This is a genomic window from Lentzea sp. NPDC051838 (assembly GCF_040681245.1).
Lineage (GTDB): Bacteria > Actinomycetota > Actinomycetes > Mycobacteriales > Pseudonocardiaceae > Lentzea.
The window spans coordinates 416,414-439,137 of the sequence record NZ_JBFAYI010000004.1 but is presented as its reverse complement, the minus strand read 5'-3'; the positions used below and the strand labels follow the sequence as shown (position 1 = coordinate 439,137).

Sequence of the window (22,724 nt, the reverse complement as noted above, 5' to 3'; positions counted from 1 at the left end):
CTGAATGAACAAGGTCGACGACAACCCGTCACGGGCGGAGCGGGCGCACGCCACCCGTGAGCTGATTCTCACCGCGGCCGAGCGCCTGTTCGCCGAGCACGGGGTGTTGGCCGTCTCGAACCGGCAGGTCAGCGAGGCCGCCGGGCAGGGCAACAACACGGCCGTCGGCTACCACTTCGGCACCAAGGCTGACCTCGTGCGCGCCATCGCCCGCAAGCACCTGGCGCAGATCGAGGAGATCCGCCAGCGCCTGGTCGCGGCCGTCGAGGATCCCGGAGACGTCCGGTCCTGGCTCTCGTGCCTGGTCCGGCCGGTCACCGAACACCTCGCGAACGCCACCAGCCCTACCTGGTTCGCCCGCTTCGGGGCCCAGGTCATGACCGACCCGACGCTGCGCTCAATCATCGTCGAGGAGACGCAGTCGTCGCCGTCGCTCGTGCGGATCCTCGCGGGTATGAACGCGTGCCTGCCCGACCTCCCCGACGAGGTGCGCGCCGAACGGCACGACATGGCACGGCAGCTGCTCGTGCACATGATCGCCGAACGCGAGCGCGCCCTCGCCGACCACACCCCGACTCCCCGCGCCAGCTGGCACGACGCCGCGACCGGCCTCGTCGACGCTCTCGTCGGCCTCTGGCTGGCGCCGGTCACCTCTGAGAAGGACTCTCGAACGTGAAGATCACCGTTGACCAGGACAAGTGCTGCGGCGCCGGAACGTGCGTGCTGCTCGCCCCTGACGTGTTCGACCAGCGCGACGAGGACGGCATCGTCGTGCTGCTGGACGAAGCGCCGTCCGAGGAACTGCACTCGCTGGTTCGCGAGGCCGCGAGTGTGTGTCCGGCCTCCGCCATCGAGGTCAGCGAATGACCGTGATCGTCGGCGCGTCCGCTGCCGGGCTTGCCTGTGCCGAGGCGTTGCGCCGCAAGGGTTACACCGGTCCGTTGACCCTTGTCGGTGCTGAGTCGCATCTGCCGTACGACCGGCCGCCACTGTCCAAACAGGTCCTGTCCGGCGACTGGGAGCCCGCGAGGGCTCGGCTCCGGTCGGCAGAGGCGTTGTCCGCGCTGGACGCCACGCTCGTGCTCGGCGATCCGGCCGTGCACCTCGACGTGCCGGAGCGGGCCGTGCACACCGCGTCCGGACGGATCTTGAAGGCCGACAACATCGTGCTGGCGACGGGTCTTCGCCCGCTCACCCTGGCCGGTCAGCCCACACTGCGCACTGTCGACGACGCGCTGACGTTGCGGAAGCGCTTGCTGGGTTGTACGAACGCGGTCGTGGTCGGTGACGGCGTGCTCGGTGCGGAAATCGCGGCCACGGCTCGTCGGATGGGCGTGGCGGTGACTCTGGCGGGTCCGCAGTCCGCACCGATGGCTCTGCAACTCGGGCCGCGCGTGGCTTCGGAACTCGCCTCGCTGCACGCGGCGCAGGGCGTCTCGTTGCGGCTCGGCGCGGCGGTGACCGAGGTGTCCGAGGACGGTGTGCTGCTGGAGACCGGCGAGGTGCTGCCCGCGGACGTGGTCGTGGTGGCGTTCGGCTCCGCGCCGGCCACGGACTGGTTGCAGGACAGCGGACTCACGCTCGGCAACGGCATCGTGTGCGACTCGCGGCTGCGGGCCGCCGAGGGCATCTACGCGTGCGGCGACGTGGCCCGCTGGCACCACGAGACGCTGGGACGCATGGTGCGCCTGGAGAACCGCACCAACGCGACCGAGCAGGGCATCGCCGTCGCCGCGAACATCCTGGGCGCGGACGAGGCGTTCCTGCCGGTTCCGTACTTCTGGACCGACCAGTTCTCGGCGAAGATCCACGTCCACGGGTTCGTCTCGCCGGACGCGACCGTGGTGGAGGGCAGCGCGTCCGAGGGACGATTCGTCGTTCGCTACCACCGCGACGGCGCCGTCACCGGCGTGCTCGGCTGGAACATGCCCAAGCAGGCGCGTCAGCACCGCGCCGAGATCAGTCTTCGTTGTCCCGCAGGCGTCGCAGCATCAACGCCAGGTGCAGCCTGAACCGTCCGGACGCCGAGTCGAGCTCGAACCCGAGCATCGACTCGGCCCTGGCGAGCCGCACCGTCAGCGTGCTGTGGTGCCGGTGCAACGCGGCCGCGGCCTGGCGCACGGAGCCGGTCGCGCACAACGCCTCCAGCGCGGTGATCAGGTCGGCATCGGCCTTGTCCAGCGCCTTCACATCGGGCAGCGCGGCGATGTCCGACGTGTCGAGCTGCTCGGCGAGCAGCGCCAGGCTGCCCAGTTTCTCCCACCGCACAACGGGTTCACCGTCCGATGTGTACCGCAGTGCGGTACGCGCAGCCTGCCACGACCTGGCCGCGTCGATCGCGGGTAGCAACGGCCCCACGCCCATCCGTCCGGCTGTTTCCGGAACATCGGTGGCGAGCACCGCGCGCACGTTCCCCAGCTGCACGGACCGTCCCGCGACCTCGCCGGTGGCCGCCAGGACCCGCATCGGCGCCGTGGCAGCGATGCCGAGCAGATGAAGCGCCCGGGAACGTTCCGCGGTGCCAACGCGTTCGGAGAGCACCAGCTCGATCAGCGCCGGATCGCCCAGCTCGGGCAACGGCACGCTGGAGTGGTCCAGCAACACGGCCGCGGCGATCGCGAACCGTTCCAGCAGCATGTCGTCGAGCGGCGCGGGCTTCCCGTCGCGCGCCACCCACACCTCGACCCCGCCCTCGAGCGCCCGCACGACGGCCTTCGCGGGTACCGGTCCAGCCGTGACGGCACCACCGGCGTCGGCCCGCAACGCCAGCCCCTGCCCCGGCGCGTGCAGCCCGACCGGGCATCCGGCGAGCTCGGACGTGCTGCGCACCAGAGCGTCGAGGCCCGCGCGCTCGGTGATCAGGCGATCGAAGAACCCGATCACCCGCACCGCGTTCTCGGCGTCGGCGTCCAGCCCGGACAACCTCAGCAGCAGGCCTCTCATCCCGTCACCATAGCCCTGGAAACGGACCCGCCACCTGGCGTGCCCGGTGCCCTGATCGCCCGCCACGTGTCGGCTGCCGAGCCGGCCACCCCGAGCCGAGGATCTGAGTTCATGAGCTACGCCATCGACCCCGAACTCCTCCCCTGGCTCGACATGCTGCCGGGAGTGACACTGCTGGACTACGACGCCCTAGTGGCCGCGCGCGCTCAGCGGTCCCAGCTGAGCGAACTCATGCCCGCCTACGAGCCGACGAACCCGATCGAGGTGCGCGACACCTCGGTACCCGGTCCGTCCGACGCCCCCGACGTGCCGGTGCGCATCTACGCCCCCGCCGGACTCACGAACACCGTGCCGGGCCTGGTCTACATCCACGGCGGCGGATTCGTCCTCGGCGACCTGGACATGTTCCACCCGCACGTGCTGCGGCTGGTCGACGAGCTCGGCGTGGTGGTCGTGTCGGTGGACTACCGGCTCGCGCCCGAGCACCCGTTCCCGGCTCCGGTCGAGGACTGCTACGCCGTCCTGAAGTGGGTGGCGGCCAAGGCGGACGAGCTCGGCATCGACCCCGCGCGCATCGGTGTCGGCGGCGAGAGCGCGGGTGGCGGGCTCACCGCGGGCACGGTCCTGCTGGCGCGCGACCGTCAGGGGCCGGAGATCTGCTTCCAGTACCTCGGCATCCCCGAGCTCGACGACCGCCTCGACACGGACTCGATGCGGGACTACGTCGACACCCCGCTGTGGAACCGCCCCAACGCGATCTACAGCTGGGCCAGCTACCTCGGCGCCGAACCGGCCGGCGACGTCTCGCCGTACGCGGCACCTGCCCGCGCCACGGACCTCTCCGGCCTGCCGCCCGCGTTCGTGACGACGTGCCAGTACGACCCGCTGAGGGACGAGGGCATCGAGTACGCCCGCCGGCTCGCACACGCGGGCGTGCCGACCGAGCTCCGCCTCTACCCCGCCACGTTCCACGGTTCCGCGTTCGTCGAGAGCGCTGCCATCACGCGCAGGATGTTCGCCGACGAGGTGGACGCGTTGCGGCGCGGGTTGCGGATCACCGGCTGACAACCCGCCGCGTCGAATCGTCGAACACCTCTGTCCGTACGGTTTCGGGACCGTTACAGTCGAGTTCTGGGAGCGCTCCCAGAACTCGACTTCGGTGCGGAACGTACTGCGCGCCCAGGCGTCCCGCACCGATCCCACGACCGGCGAAGCGCCGGCCGGCACCGCGTCCCCGGTACAGCGGCGTGCCGGGGACGCGCTCTCACGGCCGCTCCATACGATGACCGGCATGACGGAGATCGACCGGCAGCGACGACCTGGCCCGCGCATCGAGGAGGTCGCGCGACTGGCCGGGGTGTCCAAGTCGACGGTCTCCCGGGTGATCAACGGCGAGCAGTACGTGAGCGCGAAGGCCCGCTCCGCCGTGCAGGACGTGATCGCGCGCCTGCGGTACAGCCCGAACCACGCCGCGCGCTCGCTGGCGGGCAGCAGGGCCAACGCCATCGCGCTCGTCGTCTCCGAACACGGCAGCCACGTGCTCGGCGACCCGTTCCTCGCCGGAGTGCTGCGCGGGGTGCACGCGGAGCTCACCGGGCGGCACATGCAGCTGTTGCTGATGCTCAGCCGCCCGGAGGATCACGACGACCTCGTCAGCTACCTCTCGGGCGGGCACGTCGAGGGTGCGCTGCTGATCAGCCTGCACGGGGACGACCCGTTGCCGGCCAGGCTGCACGAAGCCGGGCTGCCCGTGGTCGTGGGCGGGCGGCCGCTGAGCAACGCGACAGTCCCGTTCGTCGACTCGGACAACTTCACCGGTGGCCTGGACGCCGCACGCCACCTGGTGTCGTTGGGGCGCAACAAGATCGCCACCATCGCCGGGCCGAAGGACATGGCGGCCGGACTCGACCGGCTGGGCGGCTGGCGGCGAGGTCTCGGCGAGGCGAAGCTGGCCGCGAACCTCGTGGCGGAGGCCGACTTCACGCCGGAGAGCGGCGCCCGCGCGATGACCGAGCTGCTCGACCGCGCGCCCGACCTCGACGGCGTCTTCGTGGCCGCGGACATCATCGCTCTCGGCGCCCTGCAGGTGCTGCACGCCCGCGGCAGGCGGGTGCCGCAGGACGTGGCGGTCGTCGGGTTCGACGACTCGCTGCTCGCCTCGACGGCCACTCCCCCGCTCACGACGGTCCGGCAGGACGTCGAACAGCTCGGTCGCACGATGACCTGGCGGCTGCTGGGCGAGCTCGCGGGCGAGGACGGCCTGCCGCCGTCGTTGCTGCTGCCGACTTCCTTGGTGCGCAGGGCAAGCGCCTAGCCGTACCAGCGCTGTGCGTGCCGGATGAAGTACGCACTGTTAACCCGCACGTCACGCGTCCGGGAACGCTCCCAGTTTGTCCCAACTGTGACCTGACCCCAGAACGACGAGGTCACACCACTCGCGCACCCCGAAACCGCCTGCTCCCGCCCGGAGTGTGGCTTGACACACATTCGAAGCCAGGGCGACACTCCACCGCATCTGGGAGCGCTCCCAGACCCCGCCCGCCGAGACCGAGGGAGTTCTCCCGTGCGCCACCGCAGTTGGGTCAGCGTGCTTCTCCTGTTGACCGCCGCCACCGCCTGTTCGTCCGGTGGAGCGGCGCAGGACGGCAAGACCGAGCTGACCATCGCGACGTTCAACGAGTTCGGGTACGAGGACCTGCTCAAGGAGTACGAGGCAGCGCACCCGGACGTGAAGCTCACCCAGCGCAAGACGGGGCAGGCCGAGCCGCACCACAAGAACCTCTTCACGAAGATGGCCGCGGGCTCCGGGCTCGCCGACATCGAGGCGATCGAGGAGGGCTACCTCAGCCAGGTCATGTCGAAGTCGAGCCAGTTCAACGATCTCAAGGAGATCGGGCCGCAGGTCGACGGCCGGTGGCTGCCGTGGAAGTACGACGCGGTGGTCAAGGACGGCAAGATCATCGGCTACGGCACGGACATCGGCCCGCTCGCCATGTGCTACCGCAAGGACCTCTTCGACAAGGCAGGCCTGCCGTCGGACCCCGAGGGCGTGAAGGCGTTGTTCGCCACCTGGGACAGCTACTTCGCCACCGGTGACCAGTTCATCGCGAAGTCCGGCGGGGTCGCGTGGTTCGACAGTGCCGCCCAAGTCTTCAACGCCATGCACAACCAGCACGAGGTCGGCTACTTCGACAAGTCCGACAAGCTCGTCGTCGAGACCAACCCGGCGATCAAGAGCGACTGGACGGCCGTCACCGGCGCTGTCGCGAAGGGACAGTCGGCGAAGCTGGCCGCGTGGAGCAAGGAGTGGGAGGCCGGGTTCAAGACCGACGCCTTCGCCACGAAGACCTGCCCGTCCTGGATGCTCGGCGTGATCGAGAAGCAGGCAGGCCCGGAGAACAAGGGCAAGTGGGCGGTCGCCGACGCGTTCCCGAACGGTGGCGGCAACTGGGGTGGTTCCTACCTGACCGTGCCGAAGCAGGGCAAGAACGCCAAGAAGGCCGCGGAGGTCGCCGCCTGGCTGACCGCGCCGGAGCAGCAGATCAAGGCGTTCAAGGCGAAGGGCACGTTCCCGAGCCAGGTCGCCGCGCTCACCGACCCGGCCCTGCTGGACTCGACGAACGCGTACTTCGGTGACATCAAGGCCGGCGCGCTGTTCGCCGAACGGGCCAAGAAGGTCGCGCGGGCGCAGTACAAGGGCCCGACCGACGGGCAGATCCAGGACACCGTGTTCAGCCCGGCGCTGCTGTCGGTCGAGCAGGGCAAGAACACCGACGAGGCCTGGAAGACCGCGATCGCGGAGACGCAGAAGGTAGCCAAGTGACGGCCGTGCTCACCCGGCCGGACCGCGGGCGGGTGGAGGAGGACCCCCGCCCGCGGTACCGTCTGTCCTCTCTGGACACGAAGGTCTCTCCGTACCTGTTCGTCGCGCCGTTCTTCGTGCTCTTCGCCGCGGTCGGGCTGTTCCCGTTGCTGTACACCGCGTACGTGTCGCTGTTCGACTGGGAGCTGGGCGCGGACGAGCGCACGTTCATCGGCCTGGACAACTACTCGACGTTGTTCACCGACGGCCAGTTCTGGAACGCGTTGTTCAACACCTTCAGCATCTTCCTGCTCTCGAGCGTCCCGCAGGTGATCGTCGCGGTGCTGCTCGCCGCGTTGCTCGCCGCGAACCTGCGGGGGCGCACGGCGTGGCGGATGGGTGTGCTGCTGCCCTACGTCGCCTCGCTGGTGGCGTTGGCGATCATCTTCGGCTCCCTGTTCGGGCCGCAGTACGGGCTCGTCAACGACGTGCTGACGACCATCGGCCTGCCTCGGATCGACTGGCAGGCCAACACGTTCGGCAGCCACGTCGCCATCGCCTCGATGGTGAACTGGCGGTGGACCGGCTACAACGCGTTGATCGTGCTGGCCGCGATGCTGGCGATCCCGCGCGAGGTGACCGAGGCCGCCGTGGTCGACGGCGCCGGACCGGTCCGGCGGTTCTTCAGCATCACGCTGCCGATGCTCAAGCCCACGATCGTGTTCGTGATCGTCACGTCGACGATCGGCGGGTTGCAGATCTTCACCGAGCCGAAGCTGTTCGAGCCGGCCGGCGGCAGCGGTGGCGGCGCGGAGCACCAGTACCAGACGGTCGTGCTCTACCTGTACCAGTCGGCGTTCCAGCACTTCGACCTCGGCTACGCGTCCGCGATCGCGTGGACGCTGTTCATGATCATCATCGCGGTCGCGGGGCTGAACTTCTGGCTCACGAGGAGGGCCGTGCGATGAGACGTCCGTCCTTTGTGGTCTACGGAGTGCTGGCCGCGTTCATCCTCGGCTCGGCTTTCCCGCTGTACTACTCGTACCTGGTCGCCAGCCGGGGCAACGAGCTGCTGACCGGAGACTTCACGCTGGTTCCCGGCGGGAACTTCCTCTCCAACGCGGCGCGCGTGTTCGACACGATCCCGTTCTGGAAGGCGCTGGGCAACAGCGTGCTCGTGTCCGGCACCGTGACGCTGTCGGTCGTGCTGCTGTCCGCACTGGCCGGGTTCGCGTTCGCCAAGCTGCGGTTCCGGGGCAGCGGCGTGCTGTTCCTGTTCGTGGTGGCGACACTCGCCGTGCCGACCCAGCTCGGGATCATCCCGCTGTACATGGCGATGGCCGAGTTCGGCTGGGCCGGCGAGCTCGAGGCCGTGATCGTGCCGAACCTCGTCACCGCCTTCGGAGTGTTCTGGATGCGGCAGTACCTGGTCGACGCCATCCCCGACGAGCTGGTCGAGGCGGCGCGCATGGACGGCTGCAGCCTCTGGCGGACGTTCTGGCACGTCGCACTGCCGGCCGCCCGCCCAGCCGCCGCGATGCTCGGCGTGTTCACGTTCATGCAGTCCTGGAACGACTTCCTGTGGCCGCTGATCGTGCTGAACGCCGACAACCCGACGATCCAGGTCGCACTGGAGAAGCTGCAGAGCGGCTACTACGTCGACTACTCGCTCGTGCTCGCCGGAACGACTCTCGCGACGATTCCGGTTCTCCTCGTCTTTCTCGTGCTCGGACGGCAGATCGTCGCGGGCGTCATGCAGGGTGCGGTCAAGGGGTGAAAATGGAGAACATTGTTTTCCCGCAGGGTTTTCTGTGGGGTGCGGCCACGGCCGCGTTCCAGGTGGAGGGTGCGACCGGCGTGGACGGCCGCACCGACTCCATCTGGGACGCGTTCTGCCGCGTGCCCGGCAAGGTGGTCGGCGGCGACACCGGCGAACCCGGCGCCGACCACTACCGGCGCTTCGAGCAGGACGTCGCGCTGATGAAGGAGCTCGGGCTCAAGGCGTACCGGTTCTCGATCGCCTGGCCGCGCGTGCGGCCGGACGGCGGCAAGGTGAACCAGGCGGGTCTCGACTTCTACCGCCGGCTCGTGGACACGTTGCTGGCGCATGACATCGTGCCCTGGCCGACGCTCTACCACTGGGACCTGCCGCAGAAGCTCGAGGAGGCGGGTGGCTGGACCGAACGCGACACCGCGTTCCGGTTCGCCGACTACGCCACCGCCACCGTCGAGGCCCTCGGCGACCGGGTCGGCACCTGGACGACGTTGAACGAGCCGTGGTGCTCGGCGTTCCTCGGGTACGCGGCGGGCATTCACGCGCCGGGACGCACCGAGCCGGCCGCTGCCGCCGCCGCGGTGCACCACCTGCTGCTCGCACACGGTCTCGCCAACGATGTCATCCGCTCCGCCGCGCCGGACGCCAAGGTCGGCATCACGCTCAACATGTACCCGATCATCCCGGTCGACCCCGGCAACCCGGCCGACCTGGACGTCGCGCGCAGGCTCGACGGCCTGCAGCAGCGGATCTTCCTGGACCCGTTGCTGCGCGGTGAGTACCCCGCCGACATCCTCGCCGACCTGGAGCCGTTCGGGTTCGGCGAGCACATCGTCGAGGGCGACCTCGGGGTCATCTCGGCGCCGATGGACATGCTGGGCGTCAACTACTACACCGAGCACTACGTCAGCTCCTCCCCCAACGGCAGCGAAGCCGCACCGTCGCCGTGGATCGGTGTCCAGCACGCGTCGTTCCCGCGACGTGACGCCCCGCGCACCGACATGGACTGGGAGGTCAGGCCGGACGGGCTCACCGCGGTGCTGCTGCGGCTGCACCACGACTACCCGCGGATTCCGCTCTACATCACGGAGAACGGCGCCGCGTTCCGCGACGACTTCTCCGGCAGCGGTGCGATCGACGACGTGGACCGCACCGGCTACATCGCCTCCCACCTGCGCGCCGCGCACACGGCGATCAGGGCGGGAGTCGATCTGCGCGGTTACTTCTGCTGGTCGCTGCTGGACAACTTCGAGTGGGCGGAGGGGTACGCGAAGCGGTTCGGCATCGTCCACGTGGACTACGCCACGCAGATCCGCACTCCCAAGATGAGTGCGAGGTGGTTCAGCAGGGTGGCGCGTGACAACGCGCTGGTCGCCGTCTCATGACGGACGGCAGGAGCCGGCACCCCGGCCCCCGCATCGAGGAGGTCGCGCGGGTGGCCGGGGTGTCGAAGTCCACCGTCTCCAGGGTGATCAACGGCGAGAAGTACGTCAGCGAACGATCGCGCCAGGCGGTGCACCGCGCGATCGCGTTGCTCGGGTACAGCCCGAACCACGCCGCCCGCACCCTCGCGGGCAGCAAGGCCAACGCGATCGCGCTCGTGATCTCCGAGCAGGGCAGCAGGGTGCTCGCCGACCCGTTCTTCGCCGGAGTCCTGCGCGGGGTGCACGCCGAGCTCGCCGGGCAGCACGTCCAGCTCCTGCTGATGATGAACCAGCCGGCGGACGGCCAGGACCAGGTCGCCTACCTCACCGGCGGCCACGTCGACGGCGCGCTCGTGGTGAGCCTGCACGGCGAGGACCCGTTGCCCCGCACGCTGCACGAGACGGGGCTGCCCATCGTGGTGGGCGGCCGTCCGCTCGCGGGCGGCGCCGTCCCGTTCGTCGACTCGGACAACTTCACCGGCGCGCTGGAGGCGGTGCGCCTGCTGGTCTCGCTCGACCGGCGCAAGATCGCCACGATCGCCGGCCCGCGGGACATGGCCGTCGGCATGGACCGGCTCAGCGGCTGGCGATGTGGGCTCGCGGAGCACGGCAGGTCCGTGGATCTGGTGGTGCACAGCGACTTCACCCCGGAGTCCGGCGCCGGGGCGATGGAGGAGCTGTTGCGCAGGGCACCCGATCTCGACGCCGTGTTCGTGGCGGCGGACATCATGGCGTTGGGAGCCCTGCGCGTTCTGCAGGCACGCGGTTACCGGATCCCTCACGACGTGGCGGTCGTCGGGTTCGACGACTCGGTGCTCGCGTCGACCGCCGTGCCTCCGCTCACCACCGTGCGGCAGGACCTGGAGCAGTTCGGCCGCACGCTGACGTGGCGGCTGCTCGCCGAGCTCGCGGGTGAGGAGAAGCTGCCGGCGTCCGTGCTGCTGCCGACATCGTTGGTGCGCCGGGTGAGTGCTTGACCGTCAAGGTCGTTGCACGAACACGCGCACGTCCCGTTCCTTCAGCTCGACCGGCCCGCCCGCCGCGATCTCCGTGCCGTCCAGCAGGTCGGTGAGCGCGACCGGGGCCTCGGCCTCGGCACGGCTCCCGCTCCAATTGTGCACCACGTGGACGCGGCGTCCGTCCGGTGCCGTGCCGGTCGACGCGGTGACGGTGGCGGGCAGGTTCCGCCACCCCGACGTCGGCGCGGGTACCAGCCACGCGGCAAGTGCGGCGGCGAGGTCGCGGCCCGGCACCGTGCCGACGCAGGTGACGCGGCCGAGCCCGTGGCGCCGGGTGGTGACCGCGGGCCAGCGGCCGAAATGGTGGTGGTCGTACTCCGCGAGCACGTCCGCGTCGACAACGGTGTACCCCTCGGCCCACCTGGTGGCGACGGCGTTGTCCGGCAGGACGAGCGGACTGTCTTCCGGTACGCGCACCCGCAGGTCCTGGGAGAGGTTGCTGAACTCGTCGTAGTGGACGCCCGCCGCTTCGACGAGCCGTGCGGGCGCTCGTTCCGGACGCACCCTCGCCTCCTGGTCGGCGTACGCGGTGCGGGGCCCGATGACCAGGTGACCGCCCGCGTGCGCGTACTCCGCGAGCCAGTCGGCCGTCGCGTCGTCGACGAGGTAGAACGCGGGCACGATCAGCACCCCGATCTCGTTCAGGTCGCGGAGCTTGCGGGCGTGCACGACGCGCACCTGCAGCCCGGCCTCGAAGGCACCGCGGTAGAAGGCGTCGAAGATCCGCTGGTACGCACCGGCGTCCGGTTGACCGTCCGAAGTGGACAACGGCGGGTACTTCTCCATGTACCACTTGCTCGGCGCCGAGTAGACCATCGCGACGTCGGCGTCCGGCACGATCCCGGCGACCGCGGCACCCGCCTCGGCGAACTCCGCGCCCAGCCGGGAGAGTTCGGCGTACGCGCGACCCGGCTGTCCGCTGTGCGGCAGCACGCCACCCCAGTAGGTCTCCGCGCCGAAGTGCAGCGTGTGCCAGTGCCAGTACTCGACCATCCGGGCGCCGCGCGCGACCAGCGCCCACGCCGCCTGCCGCCACTGGCCGTCGTACGCGGGGCGGTTGTCCCACGGCGCTCCGATGTTTCCCGCGTTGGTCTCGGTGACCAGGAACGGTTCCTGGCGCGAGGAGTAGATCCGGTCGGCACCGCGGTGGAACGCCCACACGCCCCTGGTCTTCCAGCCCTGCTCCAGGTCGTCCGGATCGGGCAGGGTGAGCGCGTCCTGCATGTCGTAGTACGGGTTGCCCGCGGTGACGTCGACGTGGTCGGTCAGCTCGTCGTCGTCCAGCGCGACGTGCGGGTAGTGCAGGCAGGTCGTGACGAACTGCTCCGGCCGCGCGTACTCGCGGACGATGTTCGCCTGCCACGCCACGAACTCGGTCGTCTGCCTCGCCTGGAACGCCCGCCACGCGACGTCGTACTGCGGCTGCGCGTTGCCCTCCGGCGTCCACAGGTCCGCCCACGTCGACAGCCGGTGCGACCAGTACACCAGCCCCCACGCGCGGTTGAGGTTCTCGACGTCGCCGTACGTGGCGCGCAAGTGGTCGACGAATCGCTGGAACACGCCGTGGTTGTGCATCAGGTGCACGCCCGGCTCGTTGTCGACCTGGAAGCCGATCACCGAGCGGTGGCCAGCGTACCGGTCGACGATCTTGCGCGTGACCCGCTCGGCGTGGAAGCGGAAGGCGGGGTGGGTGAAGTCGACCTCCTGGCGCGCGCCCCACCCGACCGGGCGGCCATCCGCCCGCACAGCCGCGATCTCCGGGTACTGCCGCGCGAGCCACGGCGGCACCGCGTACGTCGGTGTGCCCAAAACGACCGAGATCCCGCGTGCGTGCGCGCCGTCGAGCACCGGCTGGAGCCAGTCGAGGTCGAACCGGCCGTTCTCCGGCTCCCACGTCGACCACACCGACTCGCCGACCCGGATCACGGTGAAACCCGCCTCCGCCATCAGGTCCAGGTCGGTGGTTTCGCTGTGCTCACCAAGGTCATCGGATGTCTGCCCGGCGCCGCAACGTGATCCGCGCTGTTCGAGTCGAATCGACTGTCGAATGTGGACGTCAGCTCACGGCCGACCGCTGCGGGACCGTCGCGGCGTCGGCCGGGGTCTCCCTGGTGACGTACTGCGGCACCGGCGCGCCGTCGTCGCCGGTGTCGCGCACCAGGCCGTAGCGGATCCCCTTGCCGCTTATGTCCTTGGTGACGTCGTCCCACGTCTTCGGGGTGGCGGTGATGTTGTAGTCCGCGCCGCGCTCGTTGTTGTAGAGCGTGACCTCGCCGTCGAGGTAGAAGAACTCGTTCTGCCACATCTGCTGCGCTCCCTGCGGCAGCACGACGTAGCCGGCCGCCGGGCCGCTCGAACCCGGCACCGGCTGCCCCATCCACGTGTAGTTCGCGGGCGCGCCTTCGTGCGAGTCGTCCATGCGGTGGCCGCCGCCGGACGCGACGTGGAACAGCTTGCCCTTCAGGCCGACCCACGTCGGCATGACCATCCCACCCGGACGGTTGAACCAGGCGATCTCATACCGCACCATGACGTAGCCCTGGCCGCGCAGCACCACGTGGTTGCCGCGGCGCATCATCACGTAGTCGCCGCCGATCCAGCCCTTCTGCGGGGTGTCGTACTGCCCGCCGGCCGCCTTGACCCCGCTGGCCGGGCGCACCGGCAGTTTCCCCGGCGGAGTGGACCTGTCGGGAGCGGCGTCCGCGACGTCGACCACGCTGCCGTACTTCGGCCCCACCGGCACGGCAACCGTGGAAGTCGTCTTGGGCGGCGTTGTTGTCGTGGTGGTCGCGGACGACGGGGTTTCCGTCGTCGGTGCGACGGTCGTGGTGGTCGTGGTGGGCGTGAACTCCGCGGTCTGTGCGGCCGGTTGCGGTGGGGCGTCCGGGATCGAGGCGTACACGACCGTGCCCGCCGTGACGGCGGCGACGGCGGCGAGAGCGGCGGCGACCGGTTTGGAGAGCAGGCCCTTCCACCACCGGGCCACACCGGAACCGCCGAGCAACTCGGGCAGCAGCGCTACCGGCACCGGCACCAACGCGAGGCCGGCGAGCAGCCGTTCCGCGGGCACCTGGTCCTGCCACACGACCTCGCAGCGCGCGCACGACCTCGTGTGCTGAGCGATCCTCTTGCGCCACAACGCGGACGGCTCGCCGCGCCACGGACCCACCACGGTGGCGAGATCAGGACAACGCGGCTCCATCCGCAACACGCGCACCACTGCCCGCGCCGCCGAGAGAGTCGCCTTGGCCCGTTGGACGCGCACGGCGGCGTGCTGGGTCGTGATGCCCATCGCCGCTGCCAGCTCTGCCCTGGTCAGCTCGCCGGACGCCTCCAGCCACCACAACGAGAGCAGCTCGCGGTCGTCCGCGTCGACCCACCGGGTGGCCTCCGCGACCTCGCGCCGCTGACCCGACAGCTCGAGCCGCAGCAACGTCAGGTCGACGAAGTCGGCGCCGGGATCCGCGACGTCCACGTCCAGGGCGTCGGCGACCCGGACCGTCTGGCGGCCGCGGTCGCGCACCTGCCGCATCGTGATCGCCACGACCCACGACCGGAAGCTCTCGGGGTCACGCAGCGAGACGAGCCCGTGCACGACCCGCAGCATCGTCTCCTGCACGACGTCGTCCACGTCGCCGTGCCCGGCCAGCGCCCGTCCGACGACGTTGTAGACGAGCGGCAGGTAACCGGCGACCAGCTCGTCCAACGCCCGCTGGTCACCCGCCTGCGCCGCTCGCACCGTCGCGGCACCTGGTTGTCCGTCGTTCAACGCGGTTCACTCCTCGCCCGTCATCCTGCCTCTGCACAGGAGACGGGGTTCCGTCGGGCCGATAACAGAAATCGCCCGCGCGTCGTCGAATTCGACGACGTTCGATCACCTGCTCCGAACGCCGTCTTGCCCCGCCGAGGACGACCCCTGATTCTGGGAGCGCTCCCAGTTCATGAGCTCAAAGGAGAGCGGATGAAGCGGCGGCACAAGGTTTTCGGCGCGCTGCTCGCGGCGGTGACAGCCACGAGCACGATCGTCGCCATCGCCACGGCGGCCGGCACCGGCAGCGGGTACCTGCACACCAGCGGGAACAAGATCGTGGACAGCACCGGGGCGACGGTCCGGCTGACCGGCCTCAACTGGTTCGGCATGGAGACCGACAACAAGACCTTCCACGGCCTGTGGGCCAGTCGCACGTGGCGCCAGCAGCTCGACCAGATGGCGCTGCTGGGCTACAACACCCTGCGCGTCCCGTACTCCAACGACGCTCTCAAACCCGACGCCAGAGCCACCGGGATCAACGACTACACGAACCCGGACCTCGTGGGCCTGTCGCCGTTGCAGATCCTCGACAAGGTGATCGGTTACGCGGGCCAGAAGGGGATGCGCGTCATCCTCGACCGGCACCGGCCGACGAGCGCCGGCCAGACCGCACTCTGGTACACGGCGGGTGTCCCGGAGAGCACCTGGATCAACGACTGGAAGATGCTCGCCCAGCGCTACGCGGGCAACACCACGGTCATCGGCGCCGACCTGCACAACGAGCCGCACGCGGAGGGCACCAACCCGGCCGCGACCGGGTCCTGCTGGGGCTGCGGCGACACCGCCCGCGACTGGCGGCTGGCCGCCGAGCGCGCGGGCAACGCGATCCTCGGCGTGCAACCGAACTGGCTGATCTTCGTCGAGGGCGTGAGCTGCCCGAGCGGCGGGCTGTCGAACGTCTGGGACGGCGACCCGTCCAACGACGAGGACTGCGGCTGGTGGGGCGGGAACCTGTCGAAGGCGGGCCAGTTCCCGGTGCGGCTGTCCGTGCCGGGGCGGCTGGTGTACTCACCGCACGAGTACGCCACCTCGGTCTACAACCAGCCGTGGTTCAGCGCGCCCGACTACCCGGCGAACATGCCGGGGATCTGGGACAAGTACTGGGGTTACCTCTCCAAGCAGAACATCGCGCCGCTGATGATGGGCGAGTTCGGCACCACGCTCGCCAACCCCGTCGACAAGGTGTGGCTGGAGAAGCTCATGGCCTACACCGGAACCGGGGTCAACGGCATCTCGTTCACCTACTGGTCCTGGAACCCCAACTCCGGTGACACGGGCGGCATCGTCGGCGACGACTGGACCACGGTCAACCAGGCGAAGCAGAACATCCTGCAGCCCTACCTCATCCCGCCCGCGGGCGGTGGTCCCGGCCCGACCACGACCACCACCGGTTCGAACGCGTGCAGGTCGGCCTGGAAGCTGGACAACTCCTGGCAGGGCGGCTTCCAGGGCTCGCTCACGGTCACCAACACCGGTTCGAGCGCTGCCAACCCGTGGACCGTCTCGTTCGTCCTGCCCAGCGGGGTCACCCTCTCCAACGGCTGGAACGGGACGTTCAGCCAGACCGGCACCACGGTGTCCGTGACGGCGCCGCCGCACAGCCCGTCGCTGGGAGCTGGAACGGCGGTGTCGCTCGGCTTCACCGCCAACGGCTCCGCGAGCACCCCCTCGGCGGTCGCGCTCAACCAGGCGGTCTGCGCCACCTGACAGCCTCGGCCGCGGTGCTGTGCGGGCACCGCGGCCGGGGTGTTCGGTCACTCGTGGTTGAGCGCCCCTGACCGGAACACCGCCAGCTCGGACTCCGCGAACCCGGCGGCCCGCACCACGTGGGCCAGCTCCGCCTCGACCCCCGGCAGGCCGGCGACTCTCGGGTCGAGCTCGACCCGTCCGACGTCGCCGAGGTCACGCACCCGCAGGTCCCTGCTGGCCAGGCCCGCTGCGGCGAGCCACGCCCGCACTGCCACCTCGGCGCGTTCGACCCTGGCCAGACGGGCGGGGGTGATCGTCAGCCCGTACCGCACTCGGCTCGCCAGGCAGGGCTGCGCCGGTTTGTCCCAGGTGGACAGTCCCCAGTGGAGGCTCACGGCGCGCACGTCGGACTTGGTCATCTTCAAGTCCCGCAACGGGGTGTGCACGCCGATCTCGTCGCCTGCCCGGATGCCCGGCCGGAACGGATCCCGCGCGTCGTCCGCGTTCGTCCCGGTGGCGACCGCCGTCAGACCGTTGTCGCGCGCGACTTCCCTGATCGCGTCCAGCACCGTCGACTTGCAGAAGTAGCACCGGTCGCGGCCGTTGGCGGCGTAACCGGGGTTGTCCAGTTCGCGGGTTCCGGGCACGAGGTGGCGCACCTTCAGGCTTCTCGCGAACTCCGCCGCGTCCGCCAGTTCTTTCGCCGCGAGACTCGCCGAGCCGGCGGTGACCGCGAGAACCTCGTCCGGCCCGGTGGCGCGGACGGCGGCGGCCAGGACCAGTGCCGAGTCCGCGCCGCCGGAGAACGCGACCGCGAGCGGCCCGATCTCGGCGAGCCGGGCGACGAGGCGTTCGGCGGTCATGGTTGCTCCCCCGCCATCTTCAGCACGGTGCGCAACGGCAACCCCGTCTGTCTGGCCACTTCCGCAGCGTCGTCGAACTCCGGCTTGCCGTGGTGCGGGCCGTGTTTGCGCCGCACCTCCATGCCGTGGACGTGCACTGTGTCGGTGACGCGTGTTATCGCCGAGCGACGGACGGTGCTCCGCCGCACGCCCAGGGTCCCGGTCTCGGCGAACATGATCTTCTCGAGCGCGTCGGCGGTCTCGGGTGTCGCGAGTGTGTGCAGGACGTGCGCGGGCCTGCCCTTCTTCATCACGGCCGAGGTGACCCAGCTGTCGAGGGCACCCCGGTCGAGCAGCAGGCTCACGACGTAACCGAGGACCTCGCCGGTGACGTCGTCGAGGTTCGTCTCCAGCACCACCAGGTCTCTCCCTTCCTCCGTCACCTCACCGAGCCGCACGACGGCGACGTTGGGCCTGTCCCGCAGAACCCTGGTGCCCGCGCCGTACCCGGTGGCCTCCAGCCGCATCGTCGGCGGCGGGTCGAAGTTCGCGTCCAGCGCGCGGAGCAACGCGGCGGCCGTCGGCGTAACGGTCTCGCCTTTCAGCGTGGTGCCGGTGACCCGCGCGCCCGCCAGCAACCTCGCGGTCGCCGGTGCCGGGCAGGGCAGGACGCCGTGGGCGGTGTCGACCGTGCCGGTCCCGAGCGGCAACGGTTCACAGTGGACGGTGCGAACCCCGAGCGCGTGCACCGCCGCCGCCACCCCGACGACGTCGACGAGGGTGTCGTGACCGCCGAGCTCGTGCAGGTGCACCTCGGCGGGTTCCTCGCCGTGCAGCCGGCCTTCGACCTCGGCGATCGCTTTCAGTGCCCTGACCGCGACGTCCGCGACTGCCCGGTCGTGAACCCGGCTCGCCATCGCGATCAGCTCGCCCGCCTTGCGACTGGTCGCGTCGTCGGACACCTCGACCTCGGCCTTGCTGCTGTTCAGACCGTGGGTGAGGTGCCGCGTGACGGTGAGCTCCCAGCCGGTGAGCCCGGTGTCGGCGACCGCCGCGCGAACGACGTCCAGCGGCGCGCCGGCGTCGACGAGCGCGGCCAGCAGCATGTCGCCCGCCAGCCCGGTGAACGGCGAGATGACGAGGACCCGGCTCACGTCCGGCTCCGGTTCGCGACCTGAGCCAGCCGGAACGCCGCCATCGCCGCGCCGAAGCCGGAGTCGATGTTCACCACCGTGATCCCGGCCGCGCACGAGGCGTGCATCGCCAGCAACGCGGTGACGCCCTCCAGTCCCGCCCCGTACCCGGTGGAGGTCGGCACGGCCACGAGCGGGCACGCGACCAGACCGCCGATCGCACTCGCCAGCGCTCCTTCCATGCCCGCGACCACGATGACGGTGTCCGCCGCCCGCAGCCGGTCCTGCTCGGCGAGGAGGCGGTGGAGCCCGGCCACGCCCACGTCGGTGACGGTGGTGACGCGGAGCCCGATCGCGGAGGCGATGGCGGCGGCTTCCGCGGCCACGGGGAGGTCCGCGGTGCCGGCGGCGGCGACCACGACGCTGAATTTCGTGGGTGGGGCGGGGCGCCAGACGAGCAAGTGGGCAGCGGGGTCGTAGGTGCCAGGTGCGGCGACATCGGTGGCGGGTGAGAGGAGCGCGGGGTCGTAGCTGCCAGGCGCAGGCATGCGGACGTCGGTGGCAGCGTCGCCGACGGGTGAAGGGAGCGCGGAGCCGTTGGTGCCAGGCGCAGGCATGCGGATATCGGTGGCAGCGGTGGTGGCGGCGTCTCCCACGCCGGGAAGAAGCGCAGGGTCGTAGGTGCCGCGTGCGGGCATGCGGCTGTCGGTGGCGGCGTCGGCCACGCGGGGACGAGGCCCTGGCGCCACCGGCACCTCGCCGACACATCCGCTGGCAACCGGCACCTCGCAGGTTCCCGCGCCAACCGCGGCCAGCACCTCGGCCGCCACGTCCTCGCACACGCGGGTCGCGAGCACCGGGCCGTCGTTGTGCCGCAACAAGGTCGCCGCGATCGACGCGATCTGGTCGGCGGTCTTGCCGGTGCCGTAGATGACCTCGGGCAGTCCCTGGCGCGCCTCGCGGCTCACGTCGACCCTGGCGAAACCCAGGTCCACTGCTCCCGGCCCGATCACGCCGTGACCCGCCACGCCACCACCCACCGCGAACCCGGTCATGCCGCCCCTCCCCAGGCACCCACCGCGGCCAGCTCACGCCCGATCTCCACCAGAAGCTCCGGCGCCTGCCCGATCGCCGCGCCGAGTCCGCCCGCGCGCTCCAGCAGTGACCACGTCGCCACGGCCCCAACCTCGCGCAACTGTGCGGCGGACAGCCTGATGTCGCCCGCCACCACCGCGATCGGCACGCCCAGGCGCCGGGCCAGCGCGGCCACGCCGACCGGGGCCTTGCCGCGCAGGCTCTGCTCGTCGAACCTGCCCTCGCCGACGACCACGAGCGAAGCCGAGCGGAGCGCGTTCTCGACGCCGATCTCGCTCAGCACGAACTCGGCGCCGGAGACCCGCTCGGCGCCGAGGACCGCGAGGGCGGCGAAGCCCGTGCCGCCTGCCGCGCCCGCGCCGGGGGCAGCGCTCAGGTCGCGGCCCAGCGCGCGGGCCACCACCGAGGCGAACTGGCGCAGGCCGCGCTCCAACACCTCGACGTCGCGCGGCGAGGCGCCCTTCTGCGGGGCGAACACCTCTGCGGCGCCATCAGGGCCGGTGAGCGGGTTGTCCACATCGGACACAAGGGTCACGTGAGCCATGCGCAGGCGGAAGTCCAGGGAGGAGAGGTCCACGAAAGCCGCGCTGGTCAGGGCGGCGCCGCCCGGACCGATCGGGGTGCCGCGGAAGTCGGTGACGCGCGCGCCCAGGGCGCTGAGCATGCCCGCCCCGCCGTCGGTCGTGGCGCTGCCGCCCACGGCCAGCACGATGTCGAGGCAGCCGTGGTCCAGCGCCGCGAGGATCAGCTCGCCGGTGCCTCGGGTGTCGGTGAGCAGTGGCGTCCGCAGGTCCGGCAGCAGGTCGAGGCCGCTGGCCTGGGCCATCTCGATCACGGCACGGGTGCCGCGCACCGCGAAGGACGCCCGCACCGGACGTCCAGTCGGTCCGGTCACCTCCACCGGCACAGAGCGGTACCCCGTCAACGCGGCGAGGGTGCCCTCGCCGCCGTCGGCCACCGGCATCGCCACCGCGTCACCACCCGCGGCGGTGACACCGGCGACGACGGACGAGCACGCCTCGGCCGCGGTCAGGCAGCCGCGGAACTTGTCCAGGCAGACGAGGATCATCGGACCGCCCCCGCGAGGTACGGAATCGTCTGCGGGCCTTCGGGCAGCACGCACAGCCGGGCGTCGGGCCCGGCCGCCGCCAGTGCCTCGGCGACCGCGAGAGAGACGTCGGTCGTCTGCGTGAGGTGCGCGGTGGCCAGGTCCGCGTCGCTCAGGTACGAGGTGTGCATGACCACCCGGCAGGAAGCCTGGATGCGCGCCTGGATCTGCACCTGCCACTGGTCCGGCACGGTGTCCGAGCGCGCGGAGATCTCGGCGAACAGGGCCGCGGGCGAGGAAGCGGAGGCGAGCACCTCGCGGTACGAGCCGTGGTCCGGGAAACCGTCGCGGCACTCGGCCGCGCACACGATCGTGCCGCCCGGCCTGACCACCTCGAAAGCCGCCGACATGCCCTTCACCGCCTGGTAGAGGTTCTGGTCCAGCGGATAACCGGAGTTGGTCGTCACCACCACGTCGAACAGCCGAGGCACCGGCCGCATCGCTACCGAACGGGCCGTGTCCACCGCGGACGCGTGCATCGCGAGCAGGTCGCCACCGAACGCGGCCACGACCTCCTTGTCCTGATTGAGGACCACGTCGAACCCGAACGTCACGCCGGTGCCGGCCGCGATGGCGCGCACGTCGTCGTGCACCGGGTTGCCCTCAACCACTCCCCACGTCGCCCGCGGGTGCCCGATCCGCTGCGCGTCGTGCAGCACCAGCACGGTTTCCAGCGCGGCCAGGCCCGGCGCGACGAGCTTCGGGCCGCCGGAGAACCCCGCGAAGAAGTGCGGTTCCACGAATCCGGTGGTGATCCGCACGTCCGCGTCGACCCACTCGCTGTTGAGCCACACCGGAACGCCGGCGCCGAACGTACCCACCCAGGTCAACGAGGCGCGGTCACGGGCGTCGTGGTTCACGATCCGCACCGAGTCCACCACCGAGTCGCCGAACATCGCGCGCAGCTCGGCCTCGGTGTTGCCGCGGTGCGTGCCGGTCGCGACCAGCACCACGACGTCCGAGAGGTCCACGATCCCGTCGAGCTCCTCCAGGATCGCCGGGATCATCAGGTGCCGAGGCTGCGGACGGGTGATGTCGCAGGCGGAGATCGCCACGGTCTGGCCGCGGCGCACCCGGTCGCGCAACGGCGGACCGGCGACCGGAGAACGCAGGGCGGCACGCAGGATCTCGCGCGGCGACGACGAAGCCTCGTGGTGCCGCGGCGTCACGACCGTCGTCACCGCGGGGTCGAAGCGCAGATCCAGACCTGTCTCACCGTAGGCGAGGCGAACCGTCTCCATCAGCCCGCCGCCAACCGGTACGCGCGCTCGGCCGTACCGCCGAAGACGAGCTCCCGCTCTGCCGCCGACAGACCGAGGACCAGCTGCTCCGCCGTGCGCAGAACCTCCGAGTACGGCGCGGCGAGCAGGCACACGGGCCAGTCCGTGCCGACCATCAGCCGATCAGGACCGAACGCCTCCAGCGCGACGTCCACGTACGGCTGCAGGTCGCCGACCGTCCACTCCGGACCAGCCTCAGTGACCAGGCCGGACAGCTTGGCCACGACGTTCGGTTCCGCTGCCAGCGCGGCGAGATGAGTCGCCCACGGCTCGATCCGCCGACCGGCGACGTCCGGTTTGGACAGATGGTCCAGCACGAACACCATGTCCGGCACCGCGCGCACCGCCACGAGCGCCGCCGGCAGCTGGTGCGGCCGGGTGAGCAGGTCGTAGGCGAGCCCGGCGTCGCGCACCGCGCGCAGCCCGGCCAGCACGTCGGGGCGCATCAGCCAGTCCGGGTCGGGCTCCGGCTCGACCAGGTGCCGCACACCCACCAGCCGGTCGCCTCCCGGCCCCGACCGCAGCCGGTCCAGCTGCTCGGCGACGTCGGGCGCGGTGAGGTCGACCCACCCCACGACTCCGGCGACGAGGTCGGACTTGCCTGCCAGCGCGAGGAAGTCCGCCGTCTCCTCGACGGAGTTCAGCACCTGCACGAGCACGGTCGCGTCCACTCCGGACGGTCCGGTCACCGCGCTCAGATCCGCGAGGCCGAAGGAGCGGCGGATCACGTCAAGCCCGTCGAGCCACTCCTGCGGCCGGGCGTCCAGGTCCCACAGGTGGTGGTGGGCATCGATCCGGCGCACG

The 22,724-nt window shown here is 70.8% G+C and carries 20 protein-coding genes; 11 read left to right on the top strand and 9 right to left on the bottom strand.

Annotated features, from left to right (window positions below):
* Positions 1–4: 4 nt before the first annotated feature.
* From AB0M24_RS13205 to AB0M24_RS13195, 3 genes are read left to right on the top strand one after another with little or no spacing between them, the layout of a single operon-like run.
* Positions 5–676 carry a TetR family transcriptional regulator gene (locus AB0M24_RS13205; protein ID WP_363765450.1) on the top strand — a complete coding sequence of 224 codons (672 nt, stop codon included), beginning with the start codon at positions 5–7 and terminating at the stop codon, positions 674–676.
* On the top strand, positions 673–867 hold the full coding sequence (locus AB0M24_RS13200) for a ferredoxin (protein ID WP_363765447.1): 195 nt from the start codon (positions 673–675) through the stop codon (positions 865–867). Before AB0M24_RS13205 ends, AB0M24_RS13200 begins: the two co-directional genes overlap by 4 nt.
* Positions 864–2,012 carry an FAD-dependent oxidoreductase gene (locus AB0M24_RS13195; RefSeq protein WP_363765444.1) on the top strand — a complete coding sequence of 383 codons (1,149 nt, stop codon included), beginning with the start codon at positions 864–866 and terminating at the stop codon, positions 2,010–2,012. The genes AB0M24_RS13200 and AB0M24_RS13195 overlap by 4 nt, the downstream gene beginning before the upstream one ends.
* On the opposite strand, the gene AB0M24_RS13190 is transcribed toward AB0M24_RS13195, so the two are convergent.
* A complete protein-coding gene (locus tag AB0M24_RS13190; protein ID WP_363765441.1) occupies positions 1,960–2,943 on the bottom strand; it encodes a helix-turn-helix domain-containing protein in 984 nt (327 codons plus the stop codon). The two genes, AB0M24_RS13195 and AB0M24_RS13190, sit on opposite strands and share 53 nt — an antisense overlap.
* A 111-nt stretch (positions 2,944–3,054) precedes the next feature.
* On the opposite strand from AB0M24_RS13190, the gene AB0M24_RS13185 reads away from it, so the two are divergent.
* From AB0M24_RS13185 to AB0M24_RS13155, 7 genes are all read left to right on the top strand, one after another.
* Positions 3,055–4,008 carry an alpha/beta hydrolase gene (locus AB0M24_RS13185; RefSeq protein WP_363765438.1) on the top strand — a complete coding sequence of 318 codons (954 nt, stop codon included), beginning with the start codon at positions 3,055–3,057 and terminating at the stop codon, positions 4,006–4,008.
* Between the two features lie 217 nt (positions 4,009–4,225).
* Positions 4,226–5,257, top strand: coding sequence for a LacI family DNA-binding transcriptional regulator (locus AB0M24_RS13180; protein WP_363765435.1), 1,032 nt, complete (start codon positions 4,226–4,228; stop codon positions 5,255–5,257).
* A 282-nt stretch (positions 5,258–5,539) separates the two neighbouring features.
* Positions 5,540–6,766 carry an ABC transporter substrate-binding protein gene (locus AB0M24_RS13175; protein WP_363765747.1) on the top strand — a complete coding sequence of 409 codons (1,227 nt, stop codon included), beginning with the start codon at positions 5,540–5,542 and terminating at the stop codon, positions 6,764–6,766.
* The gene (locus AB0M24_RS13170; protein ID WP_363765432.1) at positions 6,763–7,713 is read left to right on the top strand and encodes a sugar ABC transporter permease; all 951 of its coding nucleotides are present in this window, start codon (positions 6,763–6,765) and stop codon (positions 7,711–7,713) included. Before AB0M24_RS13175 ends, AB0M24_RS13170 begins: the two co-directional genes overlap by 4 nt.
* Positions 7,710–8,522, top strand: coding sequence for a carbohydrate ABC transporter permease (locus AB0M24_RS13165; protein ID WP_363765430.1), 813 nt, complete (start codon positions 7,710–7,712; stop codon positions 8,520–8,522). Before AB0M24_RS13170 ends, AB0M24_RS13165 begins: the two co-directional genes overlap by 4 nt.
* A 2-nt stretch (positions 8,523–8,524) precedes the next feature.
* Entirely contained in the window at positions 8,525–9,904 is a 1,380-nt protein-coding gene (locus AB0M24_RS13160; RefSeq protein ID WP_363765427.1) for a GH1 family beta-glucosidase, read from the top strand.
* Positions 9,901–10,920, top strand: a complete 1,020-nt coding sequence (locus tag AB0M24_RS13155; protein ID WP_363765424.1) for a LacI family DNA-binding transcriptional regulator — start codon at positions 9,901–9,903, stop codon at positions 10,918–10,920. Before AB0M24_RS13160 ends, AB0M24_RS13155 begins: the two co-directional genes overlap by 4 nt.
* 3 nt (positions 10,921–10,923) lie before the next feature.
* Here AB0M24_RS13155 and AB0M24_RS13150 read toward each other — a convergent pair whose 3' ends face one another.
* Complete coding sequence (locus AB0M24_RS13150; RefSeq protein ID WP_363765744.1) at positions 10,924–12,918, bottom strand: beta-galactosidase; 1,995 nt, start codon at positions 12,916–12,918, stop codon at positions 10,924–10,926.
* Between the two features lie 100 nt (positions 12,919–13,018).
* A complete protein-coding gene (locus tag AB0M24_RS13145; RefSeq protein ID WP_363765421.1) occupies positions 13,019–14,731 on the bottom strand; it encodes a sigma-70 family RNA polymerase sigma factor in 1,713 nt (570 codons plus the stop codon).
* Between the two features lie 192 nt (positions 14,732–14,923).
* Here AB0M24_RS13145 and AB0M24_RS13140 point away from each other — a divergent pair, with 192 nt between their 5' ends.
* Positions 14,924–16,480: a cellulase family glycosylhydrolase gene (locus tag AB0M24_RS13140; protein ID WP_363765418.1), complete on the top strand. Its 1,557-nt coding sequence runs from the start codon at positions 14,924–14,926 to the stop codon at positions 16,478–16,480.
* A 47-nt stretch (positions 16,481–16,527) separates the two neighbouring features.
* Here the strand turns inward: AB0M24_RS13140 and larE are convergent, their stop codons facing one another.
* The 6 genes from larE to AB0M24_RS13110 are packed head-to-tail and all read right to left on the bottom strand — an operon-like array spanning position 16,528 to position 22,723.
* Complete coding sequence (gene larE / locus AB0M24_RS13135; RefSeq protein ID WP_363765415.1) at positions 16,528–17,325, bottom strand: ATP-dependent sacrificial sulfur transferase LarE; 798 nt, start codon at positions 17,323–17,325, stop codon at positions 16,528–16,530.
* Positions 17,322–18,458, bottom strand: coding sequence for a nickel pincer cofactor biosynthesis protein LarC (gene larC / locus AB0M24_RS13130; protein ID WP_363765412.1), 1,137 nt, complete (start codon positions 18,456–18,458; stop codon positions 17,322–17,324). Before larC ends, larE begins: the two co-directional genes overlap by 4 nt.
* Positions 18,455–19,492 (bottom strand): nickel pincer cofactor biosynthesis protein LarB, encoded by a 1,038-nt coding sequence (gene larB / locus AB0M24_RS13125; protein ID WP_363765409.1) that lies wholly within the window; start codon positions 19,490–19,492, stop codon positions 18,455–18,457. Before larB ends, larC begins: the two co-directional genes overlap by 4 nt.
* Positions 19,489–20,601, bottom strand: coding sequence for a glycerate kinase (locus AB0M24_RS13120; RefSeq protein WP_363765406.1), 1,113 nt, complete (start codon positions 20,599–20,601; stop codon positions 19,489–19,491). Before AB0M24_RS13120 ends, larB begins: the two co-directional genes overlap by 4 nt.
* Positions 20,598–21,881: a nickel-dependent lactate racemase gene (larA, locus tag AB0M24_RS13115; protein WP_363765403.1), complete on the bottom strand. Its 1,284-nt coding sequence runs from the start codon at positions 21,879–21,881 to the stop codon at positions 20,598–20,600. The genes AB0M24_RS13120 and larA overlap by 4 nt, the downstream gene beginning before the upstream one ends.
* Positions 21,881–22,723: an amidohydrolase family protein gene (locus AB0M24_RS13110; protein WP_363765400.1), complete on the bottom strand. Its 843-nt coding sequence runs from the start codon at positions 22,721–22,723 to the stop codon at positions 21,881–21,883. The genes larA and AB0M24_RS13110 overlap by 1 nt, the downstream gene beginning before the upstream one ends.
* Between the last annotated feature and the right edge of the window lies 1 nt (position 22,724).